Below are 17,757 nucleotides of genomic sequence, written 5' to 3' on the forward strand. Positions count from 1 at the left end.
GCAATGCCCGACATGGTGGACGAGCCCGATGACAGTCGCAAGACAAACGCTGATTTCTTAAAGAAAAGCCGGGCTTTCGATCAGTCTCGTTCAGTCCTCGAACGCCTCGTCTTCGCCGAAGGCCAGCACCTGGGCGACGAAGGCGCGGGTGATGCCGCGATTGCCCTCCGAGGCGGCCTCGTCCAGCAGCGCCACCAGGGCCACGGCTTCCGGCGCGCTGCGCGGAATGCGACGCAGCAGATAGGCGTAGACGTCGTCGGCGGGACGGATCAGGCGGTCGGCGAAGGCGCGGCGCAGCACGGCCTCCAGCACCACGTCGTCGGGCTCGTCGATGACCGCGGCGGTCATGGCGTTCAGGCGCGAACGCAGGTCCGGCACGATCGTCTGCCATTCCAGCGGCGCGGTCTGGGCGGTCAGCAGCAGGCTGCCGCCGTCGACGCCGGCCATGTTCAGGAGGTGAAACAGGTCCTCGTCCGACACGACGCCGCCCAGGGCGCGGCGGTCGGCGTTCTCGACCAGCACGGTGCGGCCGCGCAGGGCCGGCAGGTTCAGCGGCGCCTGGTGGGGATCGGTGGCGTCGATGATCACCGCGCCGGCCTCCGCGGCCCAGGCGCGCGCCAGGTGCGTCTTGCCGCTGCCAGACGGGCCGATCAGGGCCAGGCGGCCGTTCGGCCATTGCGGCCACGCGTCGACGGCGCGCACGGCGTCCTCGTTGGCCGGCGAGACGGCGAAGTCGACCCGCTCGAAGGTGGGCAGGCGTTCCAACGGCAATTTCAGCTGGCTCAAGGTCGTCGCGAAGTCACATGGTGAATGGGTAAGCAAGGTATAGGCGGCGGGCCGCTGCGCCGCGAGACGGCGGGCGGGCGGTCTTGGGGATATAGGCCACTATAGGTGTGGACGCAGGAAGCGCGTGTGGATGCTCGTGTGGACGCCGGTGTGGACGGCCGTGGTCAAATGATCCACTGGCCTGTTGAGCGTTAATCTTCTGGGGACTTCGACCGTCTCGCCGACTGCGGCATGATCCGGCGGCGAACGCTTCGGCGCCGCCGCGATTCACTTCGGAGCTTCAACCTGGCCCAGACCGCCGCCACCGCCGACCTCGCCGCCTGGCGAGCCGAGATGACCAGGCCGCCCGGCGCGCTGGGCATGGCCGCTCGCGCCGTCCAGCTGAAGGTCAACCGGATCATTCCGGAAAAGGTCCATGCCGCCATCACCACGGCGATGCAGGGCATGACCCGGGCGATCCTCACCGGCTCGGACTTCGCCACCGGCGCGCCGCTGGTTCAGGCCACCCTGGACGAGCGGCTGGAGCGCGTGCGCGCGGCGATCGACAACTGGAAGAAGACCGCCGCCGCCGAGGGCGGGATCGCCGGAGCAGGGGGCTTCGTGCTGGCCGCCGCCGATTTCCCGCTGCTGATGAGCTTCAAGATAAAGCTCCTGTTCGAGATCGCCGCCGCCTTCGGTCACGAGGGCTCGGAGCTGTCGGAACGGCTCTACATCCTGCACATCTTCGAGCTGGCGTTCTCCGACGCGGCCCATCGCGCCAAGGTCTTCGAGGCGATGGACGGTTGGGACGCGCAGACGCATCCGACCGATCTGTCGGGCTTCGACTGGCGGGCCTTCCAGCAGCAGTACCGGGACCACATCGACCTGGCGAAGCTGGCCCAGCTGCTGCCGGTCGTGGGCGCGCCGGTGGGCGCGATCGTCAACTGGCGCCTGGTCGAGAAGCTGGGCCACACGGCGGTGATGGCCTATCGGATGCGGCTGGAGGCGCAGCCGCCGCTGGCTTAAGAACCTCCCCCTCTGGGGGAGGTTCCCTAGGCCAGTGCCTGCTCGATGGCCTTCTGAACGTTCTCGGGGCTCTCGGCTCCAACCACCGCCACCTTGCCGGCGAAGATCGCGACCGGCACGCCGGTGACGCCGCCCTGCACGGCCATGGCGTGCTGCTGGGCGATCACGTCCTTGTCGGCGCCCTCCGACAGCAGTTGCAGCACGGCGACCTCGTCCATGCCGGCGGCCTTGGCGATCTGGCCCAGCACGACGGGATCGCCGATGTCGCGGCCTTCTTCGAAATAGGCGGCGAACAGGCCTTCGACCACGGCGTCCTGCACGGCCGCGCCGCGCGCCCAGCGGATCAGGCGGTGGGCGGCGCTGGTGTTGGGCGACAGGGCGATCTTGTCGAAGGCGAAGTCGATGCCTTCCTCGGCGCCGGCGTCTTGCAGCGCCTTGTGCACGGCCTTCAGGCGCGTCTGGTCCTTGAACTTGCCGGCCATGTAGGCGGCGCGGTCGACGCCTTCCTCGGGCAGGGTGGGATCCAGCTGGTATGGGCGCCAGATGACGATCGGCTCGAGGTCGGGCCGCGCGGCCAGGGCGCTCTTCACCCGGCGCCAGCCGAGATAGCACCACGGGCAGACGACGTCGGCGACGACGTCGACGGTGATCGGCTGGCCCATGGGGAAACTCCTAGACTAGATGGCCTTCTGGAGGGCCTGGGAAGCGGCGCGCTCCAGCGCGTGGATGGCGGTCTCGCCCGGCTCGATCTGGGCGACGCCGATGTCGAACTCGCAGACGAACGGGCTGCGGTCCTCGCCGGCGTCGAAGGCGGTGCAGCCGATGACGGCGGCGATGCGTTCGGCGGCGGCCTTGGCGGCCGTCAGGTTGGTGGCCGGCAGGGCCAGGGCGAAGACTTCCGGCGCCAGGCGCGCGGCGGTGTCCTCGACGCGGACCAGGCGTCCGACCATCGAGCCGATCTGCGGGATGGCGCGGTCCAGCCAGCCGTTCTGGCGCGCCCAGACCACGTCGGCCTTGTCGGCCACGCGCAGCACGCCGATCGACAGCGGGCGTCCGCGTTCGCGCGCGGCGCCGGCCAGGCGGGCCAGGTGGGCGGCGAACAGGTCGCGGGTGAACAGGCCCGTGGCCGCGTCCATCAGGCCAGAGCTGCGGGCCTTTTCCAGCGCGCCGCGAATGGCTTCGCCGCGACGGTAGTTACGGGCCAGTTCGATCACGCGGCGGGCGGTGTCGCCCTCTGGCGTCTGCGGCGAGGCCACGTCCGACACGCCGCGATGGAACGCCTCGGACATGGTCACGTAGCTCTCGGCGTTCATGTAGAGCAGCGCCGGGATGTGGAAGAGGCGGGTGTTGCGCCGCATGCCGGCGGCGATCGACAGCGCTTCCTGCTGGTTCTCGCCGGCCCACAGCACCACCGCGTCGAAGGCCCGCTCGTGCAGGTAGTCGAAGGCGGTGTAGGCGGTGAAGGCGCCGACCACGTCGGCTCCGCCGCGGGTCAGGGCGTTGGACAGGGCCAGGAACTGCGGGGCCGGCTCACCGATGGCCAGCACGCGATAGGGCGCGCTGGAGGCTTCCGGGAGGTCCAGCCGGCGGCCGCGATCGCCGAAGGTGGTCAGGCGAAGCTCGAACTCTTCCTCGGCGATGGCCGTGCGGACCAGCGATTCGAGGCGCAGCACTGCCTGCGAGGGATGCAGCGGCGGCGACAGGGTCAGGTCGAAGGCGCTCTGGCCGACATCCGTGCCCGGCTCGCCGATGGCGATCACCGGCAGGCGGCGCGGAGCGACAGCCGCCTTCAGGCGTCGGGCCAGGGTCTGGCTGTCGGGGCCGGCCGCGTCCAGGTCGACGATCACCGCCTCGATCTGCAGGTCGCCCAGCGCGGCGAGGGCGGCGTAGGGGCCGCGCGCGGTGATGGTGCGCCAGCCCAGGCGGTCCAGCCCTTCGGACAGGGGACCGGCCCGCGTGTCGTCACGCGCCACGATCAGGATCCGGGCGTTCACCGCCAAATTCGTTCTCCGCTGGCGCAGGCCTTCGATTCGCGAGCCAACATAGCAGAGGCGAGGGTGCGGCAAAGGGATGCGTGGTCGCAGTCTTTACCTTGTCGACAGGCGATTTCTCCCGGGCTTGCCTGACCGGGCGTCAACCGGGTCCTACTGCCGCCAACAAGATCGAAACGGGAGGATGCGATGGGCCAGGGACCGCTGTCGGGGCTGAAGGTGCTGGAGTTCGCCGGGATCGGCCCCGGGCCGTTCTGCGGCATGCTGCTGTCGGACCTCGGCGCCGACGTGGTGCGCATCGACCGCAAGGGCTCGGGCCGCTCCTCGCCGGCCGACGTCACCGCACGCGGGCGCCGCTCGGTGGCGTTGGACCTCAAGCAGCCCGCCGCCGTCGAGACCTGCCTTAAGCTGATGGAAACCGCTGACGCGGTGTTCGAGGGCTTCCGTCCCGGCGTCATGGAGCGCCTCGGCCTCGGGCCCGACGCCGCCCTGGCCCGCAATCCCAGGCTCGTCTATGGCCGCATGACCGGCTGGGGGCAGACCGGCCCCTACGCCAAGGCCGCTGGCCACGACATGAACTACATCGCCATCACCGGCGCGCTCGACGCCATAGGCACGGAAGACAAGCCGATCCCGCCGCTGAACTTGGTCGGCGACTTCGGCGGCGGGGCGCTCTATCTGGCCTTCGGCCTGCTGGCGGGTGTCATCCATGCGCGCGAGACCGGGCAGGGCCAGGTCATCGACTGCGCCATGAGCGACGGCGCGGCCTCGCTGATGGCCATGTTCTACGGCTTCAAGGCCATGGGCATGTGGCGCGAGGGCCGGCGCGGCAACCTGCTCGACGGCGGGGCCCATTTCTACGACACCTACCAGTGCGCCGACGGCAAGTGGGTGTCGATCGGCTCGATCGAGCCGCAGTTCTATCTGCTGCTGCTGGAGAAGACTGGCATCACCGATCTGCACTTCCAGGCCCAGATGAGCCGCGACGACTGGCCGGCCCTGCGCGAGAAGCTGGCCGCCGTCATCGCCACCAAGACACGCGACGAGTGGTGCCAGATCATGGACGCCACCGACGTCTGCTTTGCGCCGGTGCTGTCGATGGACGAGGCGCCGGGCCACGCTCACAACAAGGCGCGCGAGACCTTCGTGGAGGTCGCCGGCGTCATCCAGCCCGCGCCTGCGCCGCGTTTCTCGGCCACGCCTGGGGTCATTCAGGGCCCGCCGCCCAAAATTGGAGCCGACAACGCCGCCGCGCTCGGCGATTGGGGCTTCGATCCCGAAGCCATCGCGGCGTTGGAGGCCGTGGGGGCGCTGTAGTCGTCCTGCGCGATTCCCGTCCTTCGACGAGCTCAGGATGAGGATCAAGGCGCAGGCGGCGCAGTAGAAACCCTCACCCTGAGCCTGTCGAAGGGCGAGGGTTTCGCTATCCATGCGCAAGCTGACAACCGCGTTCAGATGCGGTTCAGGCGGCGAATCCTACCTTCGAATTGTGACCGGCCGCTGCGCCAACCCGTCCCTCGATGTGGCGGCCGGTTCAGGCAAGACCTGCGGAGACGCGTCGCTTTCCCTGAGGCGGCGCGTCTTTGACTATCCAGGCAAGCGCGACTTTCTGGAGAGCGGCGCCGTCCAAGGGTTGCTTCACCGGGCCGCCGGGGGCAGTTTCCGCCGAATGCAGCCCCCCAAGGCCCCCATTCGCTGGCGAGACCTCGATCTCGACCCGATCCACTGGGTTCAGGAAATCCTTCGCGTTCTCGGCCTGGCCTTGTCCAGGCTGTGGGGGCGTGACGTCATGCTCTATGTGGGCGGCGTCTCGTTCTTCGCCCTGCTGGCGGTGTTTCCCGGCCTGGCCATCCTGATCGGGCTCTACAGCCTGCTGCTCGACCCCAACACCGCCGCCCGCCAGGCCGACGCCCTGGCCTTCATGATGCCCACCGGCGCGCGGCCGATCTTCCAGAGCGAGATGCAGCGACTGGCCCACGCGCCGGTCTACACCGTCTCTCTGCAGAGCCTCGTCATCCTGGTCATCGGCGTCTATGCCGCCCATCGCGGCTTCAAGGCCCTGCTGGCCGGCCTGTCGTTCATCCACGACGAAGAGGACCAGCGCGGCTTCTTCGGCTTCAACCTGATGGCCCTGTTCGTGCTGATCGCCGCCTTCGGCCTGCTGTTCCTGATGTCGGGCGTGTTCCTGACCTTCCGGCTGCTCTCAAGCACTCTGAACCTGCGGCCCCTGGAAGGGGTGTCATGGATCCAGAGCGAGTGGACCTGGGCGACCATGGGCCTGATCGTGGGCATGACCCTGATCTATCGCTACGCCATGTCCCGCCAGCCGGTGGGCTGGCGCGCCTCGCTGACCGGCGGCTTCGCGGCGGGCCTGTTCTGCGTCTTCATGTCGTGGGCCAGCGCCTTCTACGTCGAGAAGGTGGCGCACCTGGGCGCGACCTACGGCTCGATCTCGGCCGTGATCATCTTTCTGATCTGGCTGTCGTGGAGCGTGAACGCGGTGTTCTTCGGCGGCGCCCTGGCCACCGAGGTCGAGATCGCGCTGGACGAGCGGCCCCAGGCCCTTGTCGACGGCCCCAAGGCCATCGCCCTCAAGGCGCCTTCGTCACCCGAAAGCTGATCACGCCGCCAGGCTGGTCCTCGACGCTTTCCAGCGTCGCGCCCAGTTGGCGGGCGAAATGCGGCACGTCGATGCGCGCCAGCGGGTCGTCGGCCAGGAGGCGCACCGTCGCCCCCGCCGGCGCGTGCTCCAGCGCCCGGCGCAGCCGAAGCGTCGGCACGGGGCAGCGATGGCCGCGCGCGTCGACCTCGATGTCGCTCACGAAAACACCTGCTCGGCTTCCTCGGCGCTGAGGATGCGGTGCTTGCCGGGCTCCAGGTCGTCCGGCAGCGTGATGCCGCCGATCCGCTCGCGGTGCAGCGCCACGACGTGGTTGCCCATGGCCGCGAACATCCGGCGCACCTGGTGATAGCGACCCTCGGTGATGGTCAGGCGGGCGGTCTTGTCGTCCACCACGTCCAGCTGCGCCGGCAGCAGCGGCTTTTCCTCGCCTTCCAGTATCAGCGTTCCGCTGGCGAAGGCCTCGGCCTCCTTGCCCGACAAGGGCCGATCGAGGCTGGCCAGATAGGTCTTGGCCACATGGCGCTTGGGCGAGATCACCCGGTGCAGGAAGTCGCCGTCGTCGGTGATCAGCAAGAGGCCCGAGGTGTCCTTGTCCAGCCGGCCGACGCTCGACAGGGCCGGATCGCGGATCTGCCAGCGGCGCGGCAGGAGATCGTAGATCTTGGCGCCGTCCTCCCGGTGCGAGCACACCACGCCCAGGGGCTTGTTCATCAACAGCACCAGCGGCGCGGGCGGATCGATCGGTACGCCGCGAACGAACAGGTGCTGGGGCAGGTCGGCGGTCACGGCGATGCGCTTGCCGGCGTCCTTCAGCGGCGCGCCGTCGAAGGTCACCTTGCCGGCCGCGACCAGGGCCTGGACCTCGCGCCGCGCGCCATAGCCCAGATTGGCCAGCAGACGGTCCAGCCGCGCCATCAGCGCCTTGGTCATTTCACGGCCTCAAGCACCTTGAAGCCTTCCTGGTCGACCACCGGCTTCACGCGGGCGAAATGATCGGCCAGCACCGCCTCGTAGGGCAGGTGACGGTTGGCCACCAGCCACAGCACGCCGCCCTTCTTCAGCAGCGCGGCCGCGCCCCGGATGAAGGCCTGGCCCAGCGCCTTGTCCTCGCCGCCGCCCTCGTGGAACGGCGGGTTGGAGACCACGAAGTCGAGGTTCGACAGTTCCGGCAGGCCCAGGCGGATATCGGCGTGCGAGAAGCTGACCCGCGCGTCGTCGACATTGCGCTGCGCCGCGTCCAGCGCCCGGCGATCGATGTCGATCAAGGCAAGCTTGGTCACCTTGGGCGAAGCCAGCACCTGGTGGGCCAGCACGCCGATGCCGCAGCCCAGGTCCGCGCCGGCGCCGGAAAAGGCGGGCAGGGCCTGCATGAGGAGGGCGGTGCCGGTGTCGAGACGATCCCAGCTGAACACGCCCGGCTGGGTCCACAGGCCCTCGCCGTCGATGCGGCGCGGCGCGCCTTCGGCCAGGGCTTCGGAGAGGCCCGTCGGCGCTTCGGGGCGCAGGGTCACGCAGATGCGGTGGTGACGACGGGCGTCCTCGCCGATGGCGCAGCCGAAGGCCGACAGCTCCTTCTTCAGGCGCAGGCCGCCGCGATCCTTGGGCGCGGCGACGGTCAGGCGGCCACCGGGCCTAAGCGCGCGGAGGGCCTGGGCCAGCACATAGCGGCGCTCCACCGCGCCGGCCGGGGCCAGGACGACGAAAGCGTCGAGCGAGGCGTCGGCCAGGCCCTCCAGCGGCTGCGCGCCCGGCACGGTCGGCGCGGTCTGCACGGCGCCGCGCGGCGTCTCGATCACCTCGCGGGGAGGAAAGCCATAGACGGCGGCGGAGGCAGTGTCGGTCATGAGCTAAGGATCTTGGGCCGTGGAACGCAAAGGGCGGGAAAGGGGCGTTGGTTACCTTGGGCGGGCCTCCGACGCCAGACTTTCACGCTTTGACCGCTCGCGCGCCATTGCCTGGCGTAGGGCGTCGAAGCAAGCTTTGGCCATGAACGCCACGGCCCTCATCCTCATCGACCTGCAGCGCGGCATGCTTTCGGAGAACACCGGGCCGCGCAACAACCCGCAGGCCGAGGACAATGCCGCCCACCTGCTGCACGCCTGGCGGGTTCGCGGCCTGCCGCTGGTCCATGTGCGCCACATGAGCCGCTCGCCCGACGGCTCGTTCTGGCCGGGCTCGTCTAACTGCGAGTTCCAGCCGCGCTTCGAGCCCCTGCCGTCCGAGCACCGGATGGAGAAGAACGTCCCTGACGCCTTCGCCGGCAGCGGGCTGGAGCGCTGGTTGCGCCTGCGCGACGTGAATCACCTGGTCGTGGTCGGCGTGGCCACCAACAACTCGGTGGAAGCCACCGTGCGTTCAGCCGCCTGCCTGGGATTCGACGTCGCCGTGCCGGCCGACGCCTGCTTCACCTTCGACAAGGCCGATCTCGAAGGCGTCGTCCGCGGTGCGGAGGAGTGGCACCTGATGGGCCTCTCCAACCTCGACGGCGAATATGCGGTGGTGAGACGGACGGACGAGATCCTGGCGAGGCTGGGCTAGAACGTAAAACCCTCTCTCATCGAGAGAGGGAGGGGCCCACGCCAAAGGCGTGGGAGGGTGAGAGGTTACACCCTCTCAGAACTAGGCACGGTCGTTTGGCTGGTCAGTTTGAACATTCGAGCCGCCCGGGCAGGATAGCGCCAAGGGGATGTTCTCGGCTGGCGCTGAAACCTCTCAACCTCCCACCGCTTCGCGGCGGGCCCCTCCCTCTCTCCAAGAGAGAGGGTCTATATGCGGCTCTCTACGGCTCCCGCCGCTCCAACAGCAGGATCTGAAGGTCCTTCTCCGGCCGCCAGTTCTTGCGGCGCACCTCGAATTGGGTCGGGCCGATCTTCTTCACGCCATCGGCGCAGAAGCTGACGAGGTTCCTCGGCGCGCCCTTGTCGACCACCAGCCGGAAGTCGCCGATCGGCTCGCTCCAGTTGCCGCCGGTGACCAGCACGTAGTCGATCCACTTCTCGATGAAGGCGCCGTCCTCGCCGCCGGCGCGCTTGACCGCGGCGACCATGCCGGGATCCACGCAGTACTTGGCCTCCGTCTCCGCGCCATAGGCGCTGCCCACCGAGGTCGCCACCGTCGCGCCGACCGAAGGCGTGTAGGCGTGCTCCACCACGATCGGCTTGCCGGCCGGGAAGGTCTGGCTCCAGTGATAGGTGGTCTTCAACACCCAGATCGGCCCCTGGTCCTCGTCGTAGAGGCCCAGCGCCTGAGCCTCCTTCAGCTTGGCGGGCGGCAGGGCCTCCATGGCCTTGGTCGCCGCGTCCTGGTGCACGGCCAGCGGGATCCTGTTGGCGACCAGCCAGCCGGTGCGGTCGACGCCGCCGGCGAACGCCTTCTGCTCGACCTGGGCCTTCACAGGCTTGCCGTCGACCTTGGTCGAGAAGCCCAGGATGTTGGCCGGGTCGTCCACCGGGATCGACACATCGCCCATGAAAAAGCCGTCGCCGCCGATGTCGGGCATCGGGAAGGCCACGCGCAGGGTCACGTCCTTGCCGCTGGTGTTTTCGAACACGTAGCGAACCCGCACGGCCGTCGGCGAGATGTAGAGGTCCTCCGATCGCATGGCGACGGCGGCGGTCCTGGTCAGCACCAGCCCGCCGGCGGCCAGTTCGGCCGAGCTGTCGTTGGCCATGGCCGGAGCCGCGCAGGCGAGCGCGCCGGCAAGAAGGGCTGAGCGGAGGAGGGGGCGAAAGGTCATGTCGTCGGGATAGCACGGCGACGACGACGAAGGAGTGGCGGACAGGGTGGGATTCGAACCCACGGTAGGCTTTCACCTACGGCGGTTTTCAAGACCGCTGCCTTAAACCACTCGGCCACCTGTCCGGAGCGGGCGGCTATATCAGCGCTTGTGCTTCGGCTCCAGAACGATCTGTCGCAGGCATCCTTAACCAAGCCTAAAAACATCTGAACGAAGCTGAAACCATGATGGGGGACGAACCATCCGGAGTTTTGGCGACGTATGCGGCGCGAGCACAGATCTGAAATCCGGGCGCTGAAGGTCCTGGGCCTTGTGGCGTTGGGCGCCGCGGGCCTGGCCGCCTGCGCCACGCCGACCCCGCGCCTGCCGATCGCCAAGGGCGTTCCTAAATCCACGCCCGACCGCGAGTATCACGGTCCGCCGCCGCCCGGTTACGGCCAGGGCCTGCGCGGCACCGAAAAGCCCTATCAGATCAAGGGTATCTGGTACTATCCGAAGGCTGATCCGAACTACGACGTGGTCGGGACCGGCTCGTGGTACGGCGAGCAGTTCCACAACCGCCGCACCGCCAACGGCGAGGTCTTCGACATGGACCTGCCGTCTGCGGCTCACAAGACGCTGCCGCTGCCGTCGATCGTCGAGGTCACCAATCTGGAGAACGGCCGCAAGATGCGCCTGCGGGTCAACGACCGCGGGCCGTTTGTCGGCGATCGCCTGATCGATCTGTCCAAGGCCGCCGCCGACGAACTGGGCTATCGCGGCAAGGGCCTGGCCAAGGTGCGCGTGCGCTATATCGGCCCCGCGCCCAAGAACGCCGCCGACCAGCCCCGTCGCTATGCCTCGGCGCCCGCCACGCCTCCGCCAGCCGCGCCCTATCGTCCGCCCGTGGCCCCGCCGCCGCGCGAGTCAGAGATCTTCACCGTCGCCGCCCCGCCGTCGGGCGCCTACCGCGTCCAGGCCGGCAGCTTCGCCAATCGCGACAACGCCGAGCGCGCCGCCGAACGCCTGTCGGGCGCCGGCCGCGTGACGGTCGAGCCCATGGAGCGCGCCGGCGGCACGCTCTATCGCGTGCTGGTCAGCGCCGGCGACGACGAGGGCCTGGCCTGGGGCGTTCGCGACCGCGTCGCTTCGCTGGGCTTCGGCGACGCCACGGTGCTGCGGCCCTAACCGGGTCTGGACAAGCCTCGCGTTCCGGCCGATTTGAGGCCGATGGCCAGCGGAACGTTCATCAGCTTCGAAGGCGGCGAGGGCGCCGGCAAATCCACCCAGGTGCGCCTCCTGGCGCAGCGCCTGGAAGCGCTTGGCCGCGAGGTGGTCGTCACCCGCGAGCCGGGCGGCAGCCCTGGCGGCGAGGCGATCCGCGAGCTGCTGGTGCATGGCGCGGCCGACCGCTGGTCGCCGGTCACCGAGACCCTCCTGATGTACGCCGCCCGCCGCGACCACGTGGAGCGGGTGATCCGTCCGGCCCTGGCGCGCGGGGCGGTGGTCGTCTGCGACCGCTTCGCCGATTCGACCCGGGCCTATCAGGGCGCCGGCGGCGACGCGCCCGCCTCGCTGATCGCCAGCCTGGAAGAGCACGTGCTGGGCGCCACGATCCCGGCCCTGACCCTGGTCTTCGACCTGCCCGCTACGGTGGGTCTTGAGCGCGCCAACGCCCGGGGCGGCGCCGCACGCTTCGAATCCAAGGGGCTGGATTTCCACGAGCGCCTGCGCGCCGGCTTCCTCGAGATCGCCCGCCGCGAGCCCGAGCGCTGCGCGGTCATTGACGCCACCGCCTCGATCGAAGAGGTCTCGCGCGCCGTCTGGGGCGCCGTCAGCGAACGGCTGGACCTGGCATGAGCGACGCCCCTCCGCACCCCCGCGACGTCTTCTCGCTGGACGGCCAGGAGAAGGCCGAACTGTCGTTCCTCGACGCCCTGGGCCGAGGCCGCCTGCACCACGCCTGGCTGCTGACCGGGCCCGAGGGCGTGGGCAAGGCCACTCTGGCCTACCGCATGGCCCGCCGCCTGCTGGGCGCGCGCGAGGACAGCTCGTTCGGCGTGCTGGGCTCAGCCCCGTCCGACTTCGTCAGCCGGCAGGTCGCCGCCCGCTCGCATCCCGACCTGATGGTGCTGGAGCGCGCCACCGACGACGGCAAGGCCCGCAAGTCGATCCCCGTCGACGAGGCCCGCCTGCTGCCGGGCTTCTTCGCCAATTCGCCGGCGACCTCGCCCTACCGGGTGGCGATCATCGACGCCGCCGACGACCTCAACGTCAACGCCGCCAACGCCGTGCTCAAGACGCTGGAGGAGCCGCCGCCGCGCGGGATCATCCTGCTGATTAGCCATTCGCCCGGCAAGCTGCTGCCCACGATCCGCTCGCGCTGCCGCCGCCTGGCCGTACCCGCGCCTGGCGTCGAGCGCGCCGCCGAGATGGTCGAGCACCGCCTGGGCCTGGATCGCCGCCAGGCCGAGCGCCTGGGCCGCATGGCCCACGGCGCGCCCGGCAAGGCCCTGCAACTGGCCGCCGCCAAGGCGCTGGAGGCAGACGACACCGCCGGCGAGATCCTGCGCAAGCTGCCAGAGATCGACGAGGCCGCGCTGCTGGCCCTGGCCGACACCTTCAAGGGCGCCGAGGGCCAGGCCCGCTTCGAGCTTTTGTTCGAGCGCCTGGCCGACCAGATCCACGCCATGGCCGTGGGCATGGCCGGCGAGCGCACGCCGTCGGGCCTCGACCGCTGGGCGGCCGCCTGGGAGCGCCTGGTGCGCTGGCCGATCGAGGCCGAGGCCGTGAACCTCGACCGCGCCGACGTGTTCTGGACGGCGATTGCGGACTTGCGCGCCGCGGCGAAGGCCTCCATCTGACCGCATGCTCATCGACAGCCACGTAAACCTGCACGCGCCCCAGTTCGCCGAGGACCGCGACGCGGTCATCGCCCGCGCTCGCGAGGCCGGCATCGAAATGATGCTGACCATCTGCGACAAGATCCCCAACTTCCCGGCCGTCCACGCCATCGCCATGGCCGAGGCCGACATCTGGTGCACGGTCGGCGCCCACCCGCACGAGGCCAAGGACCACACGGATCTGACGACGGCTCACCTGGTCGAGCTGGCCGGCAAGCCCAGGGTCGTCGGCATCGGCGAAACGGGTCTGGACTTCCACTACGACCTGTCGCCGCGTGACGTGCAGGCCGCCGTGTTCAAGGAGCACGTCGCCGCCGCCCGAGAGACCGGCCTGCCGCTGGTGGTCCACACCCGCGAGGCCGACGACGTCATGGGCCAGATCCTCGAGGAAGAGCACGCCAAGGGCGCCTTCAAGATCCTGATGCACTGCTACACCAGCGGCGCGGATCTCGCCCGCCGGGCCGCCGCGCTGGGCGCCTGGTTCTCGGTCTCGGGCATCGCCACCTTCAAGCAGGCAGAGGACGTGCGCGGGGTGATCCGCGACATGCCCGCCGACCGCATCATCGTCGAGACCGACTGCCCCTATCTGGCCCCGGTGCCGATGCGCGGCCGTCGCTGCGAGCCGGCCCACCTGCCGCATATCGTCGACAAGCTGGCCGAGATCCGCGGCTGGACACGCGCCGACGCCGAGAAGCGCTCGGAAGACGCCTTCTTCGCCCTGTTCGACGCGATACCGCGTCCATGACCGGCGGCCGGCTCGAGTTCACCATCCTCGGCAGCGGCTCCTCGGGCGGGGTGCCGCGCGCCGACGGCAATTGGGGCGACTGCGATCCGGCCGAGCCGAAGAATCACCGCAGCCGCTGCTCGATGCTGGTGCGCCGGCTGTCGGGCAGGGATCCGCGCGGCGACACCACCGTGCTGGTCGACACCTCGCCGGACCTGCGCCTGCAGACGGCGCGGGCCGGGGCCGGGCGGATCGACGCGGTGCTGTTCACCCACGATCACGCCGACCAGGCCCATGGCATCGACGACGTCCGGCCGTTCTTCCTCAATCACCGCTTCAAGATCCCGACCTACATGGATCCGGCCACCTATGACGGCCTCCTGGCGCGCTTCGGCTACGTTTTCGAGACCAAGGGCGGCTATCCGGCCATCTGCGAGGCCCGCCACCTGCCGCCGCACGGTCAGGGCTGGGTCGTCGACGGGCCCAGCGGCGAGATTCCGGTCGTGAGCTTCGACGTCGACCACGGCGAGATCCGCGCCGCGGGCTTCCGCTTCGGCGGCGTGGCCTATGCGCCCGACGCGCTACAGATCCCCGAGGAAAGCTGGCCGGTGCTGGAGGGTCTCGACGTGCTGATCGTCGACGCCCTGCGCTGGACCCCGCATCCCACTCACGCCAATGTCGAGCGAGCGCTGTCGTGGATCGAGCGGGCGCGGCCAAAGAGGGCGATCCTCACCAACCTGCACATCGACCTCGACTACAACGCCCTGGCCGCCAGGCTGCCGCCGGGCGTCGAGCCGGCCTATGACGGCATGCGGTTCGAGGTCTCGATCTAGGCGCTAGTGCAGCGTCGCCGTCTGCATCGGCCGCGCATCCTCGGCCGGTTCGCCCATGCGAACGGGCAGGGGCGCGCCATCCAGCGCCATGGCGTGGTTGAGGGCGCGGGCCAGCACCGCCGTCACGTCCGGGCGCGCCACCAGCGGCGACAGCAGGCGCGAGGCCAGGCCCGGCGCCGCCGCGGCCAGGCCGCAGGCCGTCACCAGCCGTTGTTCGTCGATGGCGTAGCCCGCGCAGTGTGGGCACTGGATCTGTAGCGGGCGCACCAGTTCGCCTTCGATCAGCATCATGGTCTGAAGGAACAGCGAGGCCGTGCGGGGCGAGGCTGCGCGCGCGAAGGCGGCTCCTATCGTGGCGTCGGCCGGCTTGCCTTGCAGGCGCAGCGCGGCCCAGGTGCGCAGGCCCCACAGCAACAGCCGTTCGCCACGCGCCAGGCCTTCGGGGCCGGTGTCTTCGAAATCGAGGTCCAGTCCGCAGGCGCAACTCATCAAGGGCTCCGGGCGGGAAAAGGCGTCCGGCGGAGGGGAGCCCCGCCGGACGCAGTCGATGTGGGTGAGGGGAGGAAACCCGACATCGGATTTGAGAATTGATCGCAACAAGATCTAGGTTGGCTGTTGTTGCGAGTCAATCTCATAAAATCATATACATCCTATGCGATAGTTTGTGCTTCTATCGACGCGAACCGGTCGTGTTGGGGGTGGCATGGCGCGACGATCGATGATGCTTGCCTGGATGACTCTGGCGATCCCGCTGGGCGTGGCCGGACGGGGCGAGGCCGCGGCCTGGACCCAGGCCAAGGGCGACAAGGAGGTCATCGTCAGCCTCCATCGCCAGGACAGCACCCATGGCTTCGGCCTGGATGGCGAGGCGGTCGACATCGTCGATTATCGCAAGGACGAGTTGCAGGCCTTCGCCGAATACGGGTTGTCGGACCAGCTGACCGTCAGGGCCCAGGGCTCCGTCCGGCGGCTGCGTACGCGCAACGCCCGCGACACCGAGCCTGGCCACGTGGAGCTGGCCGCTCGCTACAGGATCCTGTCGGGCAAGACCTGGGTGTTGTCTGGCGAGAGCGCCGTGCGGCTGCCGGGCGGCGACGGCGATCCGGGCGCGGCCCAGCGCGGTTCGCCCGACGCCGAGTACGACGCCCGCTTTCTATTCGGAAAGAGCGGCAAGCTGGCGGGGCGGCCCGTCTTCCTCGATCTGCAAGCAGGGCTGCGCCGCCGCGAGGGCGACGCGCCGGACGAGCGACGGCTCGACATCACCGTCGGCGGGCGGCCCGGCGCGCGGTTGATGCTGCTGGGCCAGCTCTTCGATGTTTCCTCGGCGGGCGCGGGTCAGGGGGTCTTCGAGGCCTACCGCTATCGCAACCTGCAACTCACCGCGGTCTACGACCTGCCGGCCGGCTGGTCGGTGCAGGCCGGGGCCGTCGGCACGGCCTCGGGCCGCAACGCCCTGCGCGAGCGGGGCGCGGTGCTGGCGGTGTGGCGGCGCTTCTGACGGGTCAGGAAGGAATGCGCCGGGCCAGTTCTTCCAGCCGGCGGGCAGGGGCGTCCGAGATCGCCGACCACAGCAGGCGGGCCAGTTCCAGGCGATAGATGGCGGTATAGCCGGCCGTGAACGGCGAGGTCGCGCTGCCGGGCGGTTCGGCCGCCTTGGCGTTGGCCAGGTCGCGACGGGTCAGCACCAGATCGCGGGGAATCGGAACATCGCCGGCCCCGGTGGCCACCCAGCGATCGGCTTCGACGGCGGCCAGCGCGGCGGCCTGGACCAGGGCCCGGGCGCCGCGCACGTCGCCCAGGGCGCCCGTCATCACCGGGGTCCCGATCGTGGAGTCGCGAGTCACCTTGAAGTCTAGGCTGGCCACGCCGCGCTGGAGCGTGACGGACCACTGGTCGTCAGGTTCGTTCATCATGAACGCTTTAGCGACCGAGTCGCGCCGCGGGAAGGGAGCGGCGTACCGCCGTTACACATTGCCGCGACGGTCGCCGCCTGGGGTGCGGCGGCCTGCGACCTTTTGGCAGGGGTTGTGGAAATTAAGGTATGATTAACCATGATTGGCGAGCTTGGGGCCGTCTTCTTTTGAAGGCGCCCCACCATCACTCAACTTTTCACAGCCCGGCTTTCTGGCCGGGCTGTTTTTTTGTCAGAAGGCGCTTGCGCCGAGTCAGTCGGGCGGCTATCAACCGCGCCTCGACAGAGAGCGACCTGTTCCGCGGTAGCTCAGTGGTAGAGCAGCCGGCTGTTAACCGGCTGGTCGTAGGTTCGAATCCTACCCGCGGAGCCACTCTTCCTTCGATCCTTCGAAGTCGCCTCGTCGAGATATTCCTCCACAAGAACATAAGCTTTTGTTTTCGATGCGGCGTTCATGCGTCTTGCGTCGAGTCGCGGCGGCCGCTATCAACCGCCTCCTCAACAGAGAGCGACCTGTTCCGCGGTAGCTCAGTGGTAGAGCAGCCGGCTGTTAACCGGCTGGTCGTAGGTTCGAATCCTACCCGCGGAGCCACTCTCCTTCGTTCGCGAAGGTTTCGTCGCGGTGAAAGATATCCCAGCATTCGACTTCGTGGCGTGAGTTCTCGACGCGCCTGTCTCAGGCGGTCAGGAGCTTCTGAAGTTCCCGATAGTACGTCTCGGTATATTGGTGCTGGCGATCCAGCGCCTCCAGCATCCCGGGGCGGGTGAACACCTCTGCGGGAATCGTCACCCCCTTGCGGCCGTGCCGCACGCACAGGCCGTCGGCGATCAATGCGCTCACGTGGCGACGCACCGTCTCGGCCGGCATGGCCAGCGAGTCGGCGACCTGCACGACCGTGATCGGCCGCCGCTGGCCGTCCTTGGCCAGTTCGTCCTTGGCGTCGAAGCCGGCGTTGGGTCGAATGTGGGCGACGTTGGCCACCCAGATGGTGGTGAAGACGATGGCCCGCACTGGGTCGTCCTGGTGCAGGCTCTTGGCCACGTCCAGCGTGCGCAGGAAATAGCCCGCCGATAGGCGGATGACCGCGCGCCGAACATCCGTGCTCATGCCTGCTCCCAGAGAAAGCCGCTCGGTGCAGGCTGAGGCCGAGTCGTCTCTGTGAGAAAATTCACCATGTCCCCATTTTGGGGACAGTGTGCTTTTCGAGGAGGCGCCGCGCCGCGATTTGCGCCATACGGGCCGCCGATTCAGGGGAAAGCGGACG

20 protein-coding genes and 3 tRNA genes are annotated in these 17,757 nt (G+C 69.2%); 12 read left to right on the forward strand and 11 right to left on the reverse strand.

Annotation, left to right across the window (positions count from 1 at the left end):
• Window positions 1-90 precede the first annotated feature (90 nt).
• A complete protein-coding gene (gene hdaA, locus SGCZBJ_RS07495) occupies window positions 91-822 on the reverse strand; it encodes a DnaA regulatory inactivator HdaA (protein ID WP_476695734.1) in 732 nt (243 codons plus the stop codon).
• Between the two features lie 249 nt (window positions 823-1,071).
• On the opposite strand from hdaA, the gene SGCZBJ_RS07500 reads away from it, so the two are divergent.
• Complete coding sequence (locus SGCZBJ_RS07500; protein WP_276308938.1) at window positions 1,072-1,791, forward strand: EcsC family protein; 720 nt, start codon at window positions 1,072-1,074, stop codon at window positions 1,789-1,791.
• A 26-nt stretch (window positions 1,792-1,817) separates the two neighbouring features.
• Here SGCZBJ_RS07500 and SGCZBJ_RS07505 read toward each other — a convergent pair whose 3' ends face one another.
• Both SGCZBJ_RS07505 and SGCZBJ_RS07510 read right to left on the reverse strand, forming a co-directional pair.
• Window positions 1,818-2,453, reverse strand: coding sequence for a DsbA family oxidoreductase (locus tag SGCZBJ_RS07505; protein ID WP_101717406.1), 636 nt, complete (start codon window positions 2,451-2,453; stop codon window positions 1,818-1,820).
• A 15-nt stretch (window positions 2,454-2,468) separates the two neighbouring features.
• A complete protein-coding gene (locus SGCZBJ_RS07510; protein WP_101717407.1) occupies window positions 2,469-3,791 on the reverse strand; it encodes a diguanylate cyclase domain-containing protein in 1,323 nt (440 codons plus the stop codon).
• 180 nt (window positions 3,792-3,971) lie between these two features.
• Here SGCZBJ_RS07510 and SGCZBJ_RS07515 point away from each other — a divergent pair, with 180 nt between their 5' ends.
• Both SGCZBJ_RS07515 and SGCZBJ_RS07520 read left to right on the forward strand, forming a co-directional pair.
• Window positions 3,972-5,099, forward strand: coding sequence for a CaiB/BaiF CoA transferase family protein (locus tag SGCZBJ_RS07515; protein ID WP_101717408.1), 1,128 nt, complete (start codon window positions 3,972-3,974; stop codon window positions 5,097-5,099).
• Window positions 5,100-5,451: 352 nt separating this feature from the next.
• A complete protein-coding gene (locus SGCZBJ_RS07520; RefSeq protein ID WP_101717409.1) occupies window positions 5,452-6,402 on the forward strand; it encodes a YihY/virulence factor BrkB family protein in 951 nt (316 codons plus the stop codon).
• On the opposite strand, the gene SGCZBJ_RS07525 is transcribed toward SGCZBJ_RS07520, so the two are convergent.
• Genes SGCZBJ_RS07525 through SGCZBJ_RS07535 form a run of 3 tightly spaced genes read right to left on the reverse strand, consistent with a single transcriptional unit; the run spans window position 6,374 to window position 8,249 of the window.
• Window positions 6,374-6,604, reverse strand: coding sequence for a sulfurtransferase TusA family protein (locus tag SGCZBJ_RS07525; protein ID WP_101717410.1), 231 nt, complete (start codon window positions 6,602-6,604; stop codon window positions 6,374-6,376). The genes SGCZBJ_RS07520 and SGCZBJ_RS07525 overlap by 29 nt on opposite strands.
• Complete coding sequence (locus SGCZBJ_RS07530) at window positions 6,601-7,335, reverse strand: pseudouridine synthase (protein ID WP_101717411.1); 735 nt, start codon at window positions 7,333-7,335, stop codon at window positions 6,601-6,603. The genes SGCZBJ_RS07525 and SGCZBJ_RS07530 overlap by 4 nt, the downstream gene beginning before the upstream one ends.
• Window positions 7,332-8,249: a class I SAM-dependent methyltransferase gene (locus tag SGCZBJ_RS07535; protein ID WP_101717412.1), complete on the reverse strand. Its 918-nt coding sequence runs from the start codon at window positions 8,247-8,249 to the stop codon at window positions 7,332-7,334. The genes SGCZBJ_RS07530 and SGCZBJ_RS07535 overlap by 4 nt, the downstream gene beginning before the upstream one ends.
• A 142-nt stretch (window positions 8,250-8,391) precedes the next feature.
• Here SGCZBJ_RS07535 and SGCZBJ_RS07540 point away from each other — a divergent pair, with 142 nt between their 5' ends.
• Entirely contained in the window at window positions 8,392-8,943 is a 552-nt protein-coding gene (locus SGCZBJ_RS07540; protein ID WP_101717413.1) for a cysteine hydrolase family protein, read from the forward strand.
• Between the two features lie 241 nt (window positions 8,944-9,184).
• On the opposite strand, the gene SGCZBJ_RS07545 is transcribed toward SGCZBJ_RS07540, so the two are convergent.
• Both SGCZBJ_RS07545 and SGCZBJ_RS07550 read right to left on the reverse strand, forming a co-directional pair.
• Window positions 9,185-10,075 (reverse strand): DUF4424 domain-containing protein, encoded by an 891-nt coding sequence (locus SGCZBJ_RS07545; RefSeq protein ID WP_205685341.1) that lies wholly within the window; start codon window positions 10,073-10,075, stop codon window positions 9,185-9,187.
• Window positions 10,076-10,176: 101 nt separating this feature from the next.
• A tRNA-Ser gene (locus tag SGCZBJ_RS07550) sits at window positions 10,177-10,266 on the reverse strand.
• Between the two features lie 136 nt (window positions 10,267-10,402).
• Between SGCZBJ_RS07550 and SGCZBJ_RS07555 the strand changes: the two genes are divergently transcribed.
• From SGCZBJ_RS07555 to SGCZBJ_RS07575, 5 genes are read left to right on the forward strand one after another with little or no spacing between them, the layout of a single operon-like run.
• Complete coding sequence (locus tag SGCZBJ_RS07555; protein ID WP_101717414.1) at window positions 10,403-11,308, forward strand: septal ring lytic transglycosylase RlpA family protein; 906 nt, start codon at window positions 10,403-10,405, stop codon at window positions 11,306-11,308.
• Window positions 11,309-11,350: 42 nt separating this feature from the next.
• On the forward strand, window positions 11,351-11,980 hold the full coding sequence (gene tmk / locus SGCZBJ_RS07560) for a dTMP kinase (protein WP_101717415.1): 630 nt from the start codon (window positions 11,351-11,353) through the stop codon (window positions 11,978-11,980).
• Window positions 11,977-12,984, forward strand: coding sequence for a DNA polymerase III subunit delta' (locus tag SGCZBJ_RS07565; RefSeq protein WP_101717416.1), 1,008 nt, complete (start codon window positions 11,977-11,979; stop codon window positions 12,982-12,984). The genes tmk and SGCZBJ_RS07565 overlap by 4 nt, the downstream gene beginning before the upstream one ends.
• Window positions 12,985-12,988: 4 nt before the next feature.
• Entirely contained in the window at window positions 12,989-13,768 is a 780-nt protein-coding gene (locus SGCZBJ_RS07570; RefSeq protein WP_101717417.1) for a TatD family hydrolase, read from the forward strand.
• On the forward strand, window positions 13,765-14,580 hold the full coding sequence (locus tag SGCZBJ_RS07575) for an MBL fold metallo-hydrolase (protein ID WP_101717418.1): 816 nt from the start codon (window positions 13,765-13,767) through the stop codon (window positions 14,578-14,580). Before SGCZBJ_RS07570 ends, SGCZBJ_RS07575 begins: the two co-directional genes overlap by 4 nt.
• Window positions 14,581-14,583: 3 nt before the next feature.
• Here the strand turns inward: SGCZBJ_RS07575 and SGCZBJ_RS07580 are convergent, their stop codons facing one another.
• Window positions 14,584-15,069, reverse strand: a complete 486-nt coding sequence (locus SGCZBJ_RS07580; protein ID WP_101717419.1) for a hypothetical protein — start codon at window positions 15,067-15,069, stop codon at window positions 14,584-14,586.
• A 214-nt stretch (window positions 15,070-15,283) separates the two neighbouring features.
• Here SGCZBJ_RS07580 and SGCZBJ_RS07585 point away from each other — a divergent pair, with 214 nt between their 5' ends.
• Entirely contained in the window at window positions 15,284-16,078 is a 795-nt protein-coding gene (locus SGCZBJ_RS07585; protein ID WP_133149208.1) for a hypothetical protein, read from the forward strand.
• Between the two features lie 4 nt (window positions 16,079-16,082).
• On the opposite strand, the gene SGCZBJ_RS07590 is transcribed toward SGCZBJ_RS07585, so the two are convergent.
• Window positions 16,083-16,493 carry a hypothetical protein gene (locus SGCZBJ_RS07590; RefSeq protein ID WP_101717421.1) on the reverse strand — a complete coding sequence of 137 codons (411 nt, stop codon included), beginning with the start codon at window positions 16,491-16,493 and terminating at the stop codon, window positions 16,083-16,085.
• Window positions 16,494-16,790: 297 nt separating this feature from the next.
• Between SGCZBJ_RS07590 and SGCZBJ_RS07595 the strand changes: the two genes are divergently transcribed.
• Window positions 16,791-16,865: transfer RNA gene (locus SGCZBJ_RS07595), tRNA-Asn, on the forward strand.
• A 144-nt stretch (window positions 16,866-17,009) separates the two neighbouring features.
• A tRNA-Asn gene (locus tag SGCZBJ_RS07600) sits at window positions 17,010-17,084 on the forward strand.
• 84 nt (window positions 17,085-17,168) lie between these two features.
• On the opposite strand, the gene SGCZBJ_RS07605 is transcribed toward SGCZBJ_RS07600, so the two are convergent.
• Window positions 17,169-17,600, reverse strand: coding sequence for a helix-turn-helix domain-containing protein (locus SGCZBJ_RS07605; RefSeq protein ID WP_101717422.1), 432 nt, complete (start codon window positions 17,598-17,600; stop codon window positions 17,169-17,171).
• Window positions 17,601-17,757 lie beyond the last annotated feature (157 nt).

This window comes from Caulobacter zeae (assembly GCF_002858925.1).
GTDB lineage: Bacteria > Pseudomonadota > Alphaproteobacteria > Caulobacterales > Caulobacteraceae > Caulobacter > Caulobacter zeae.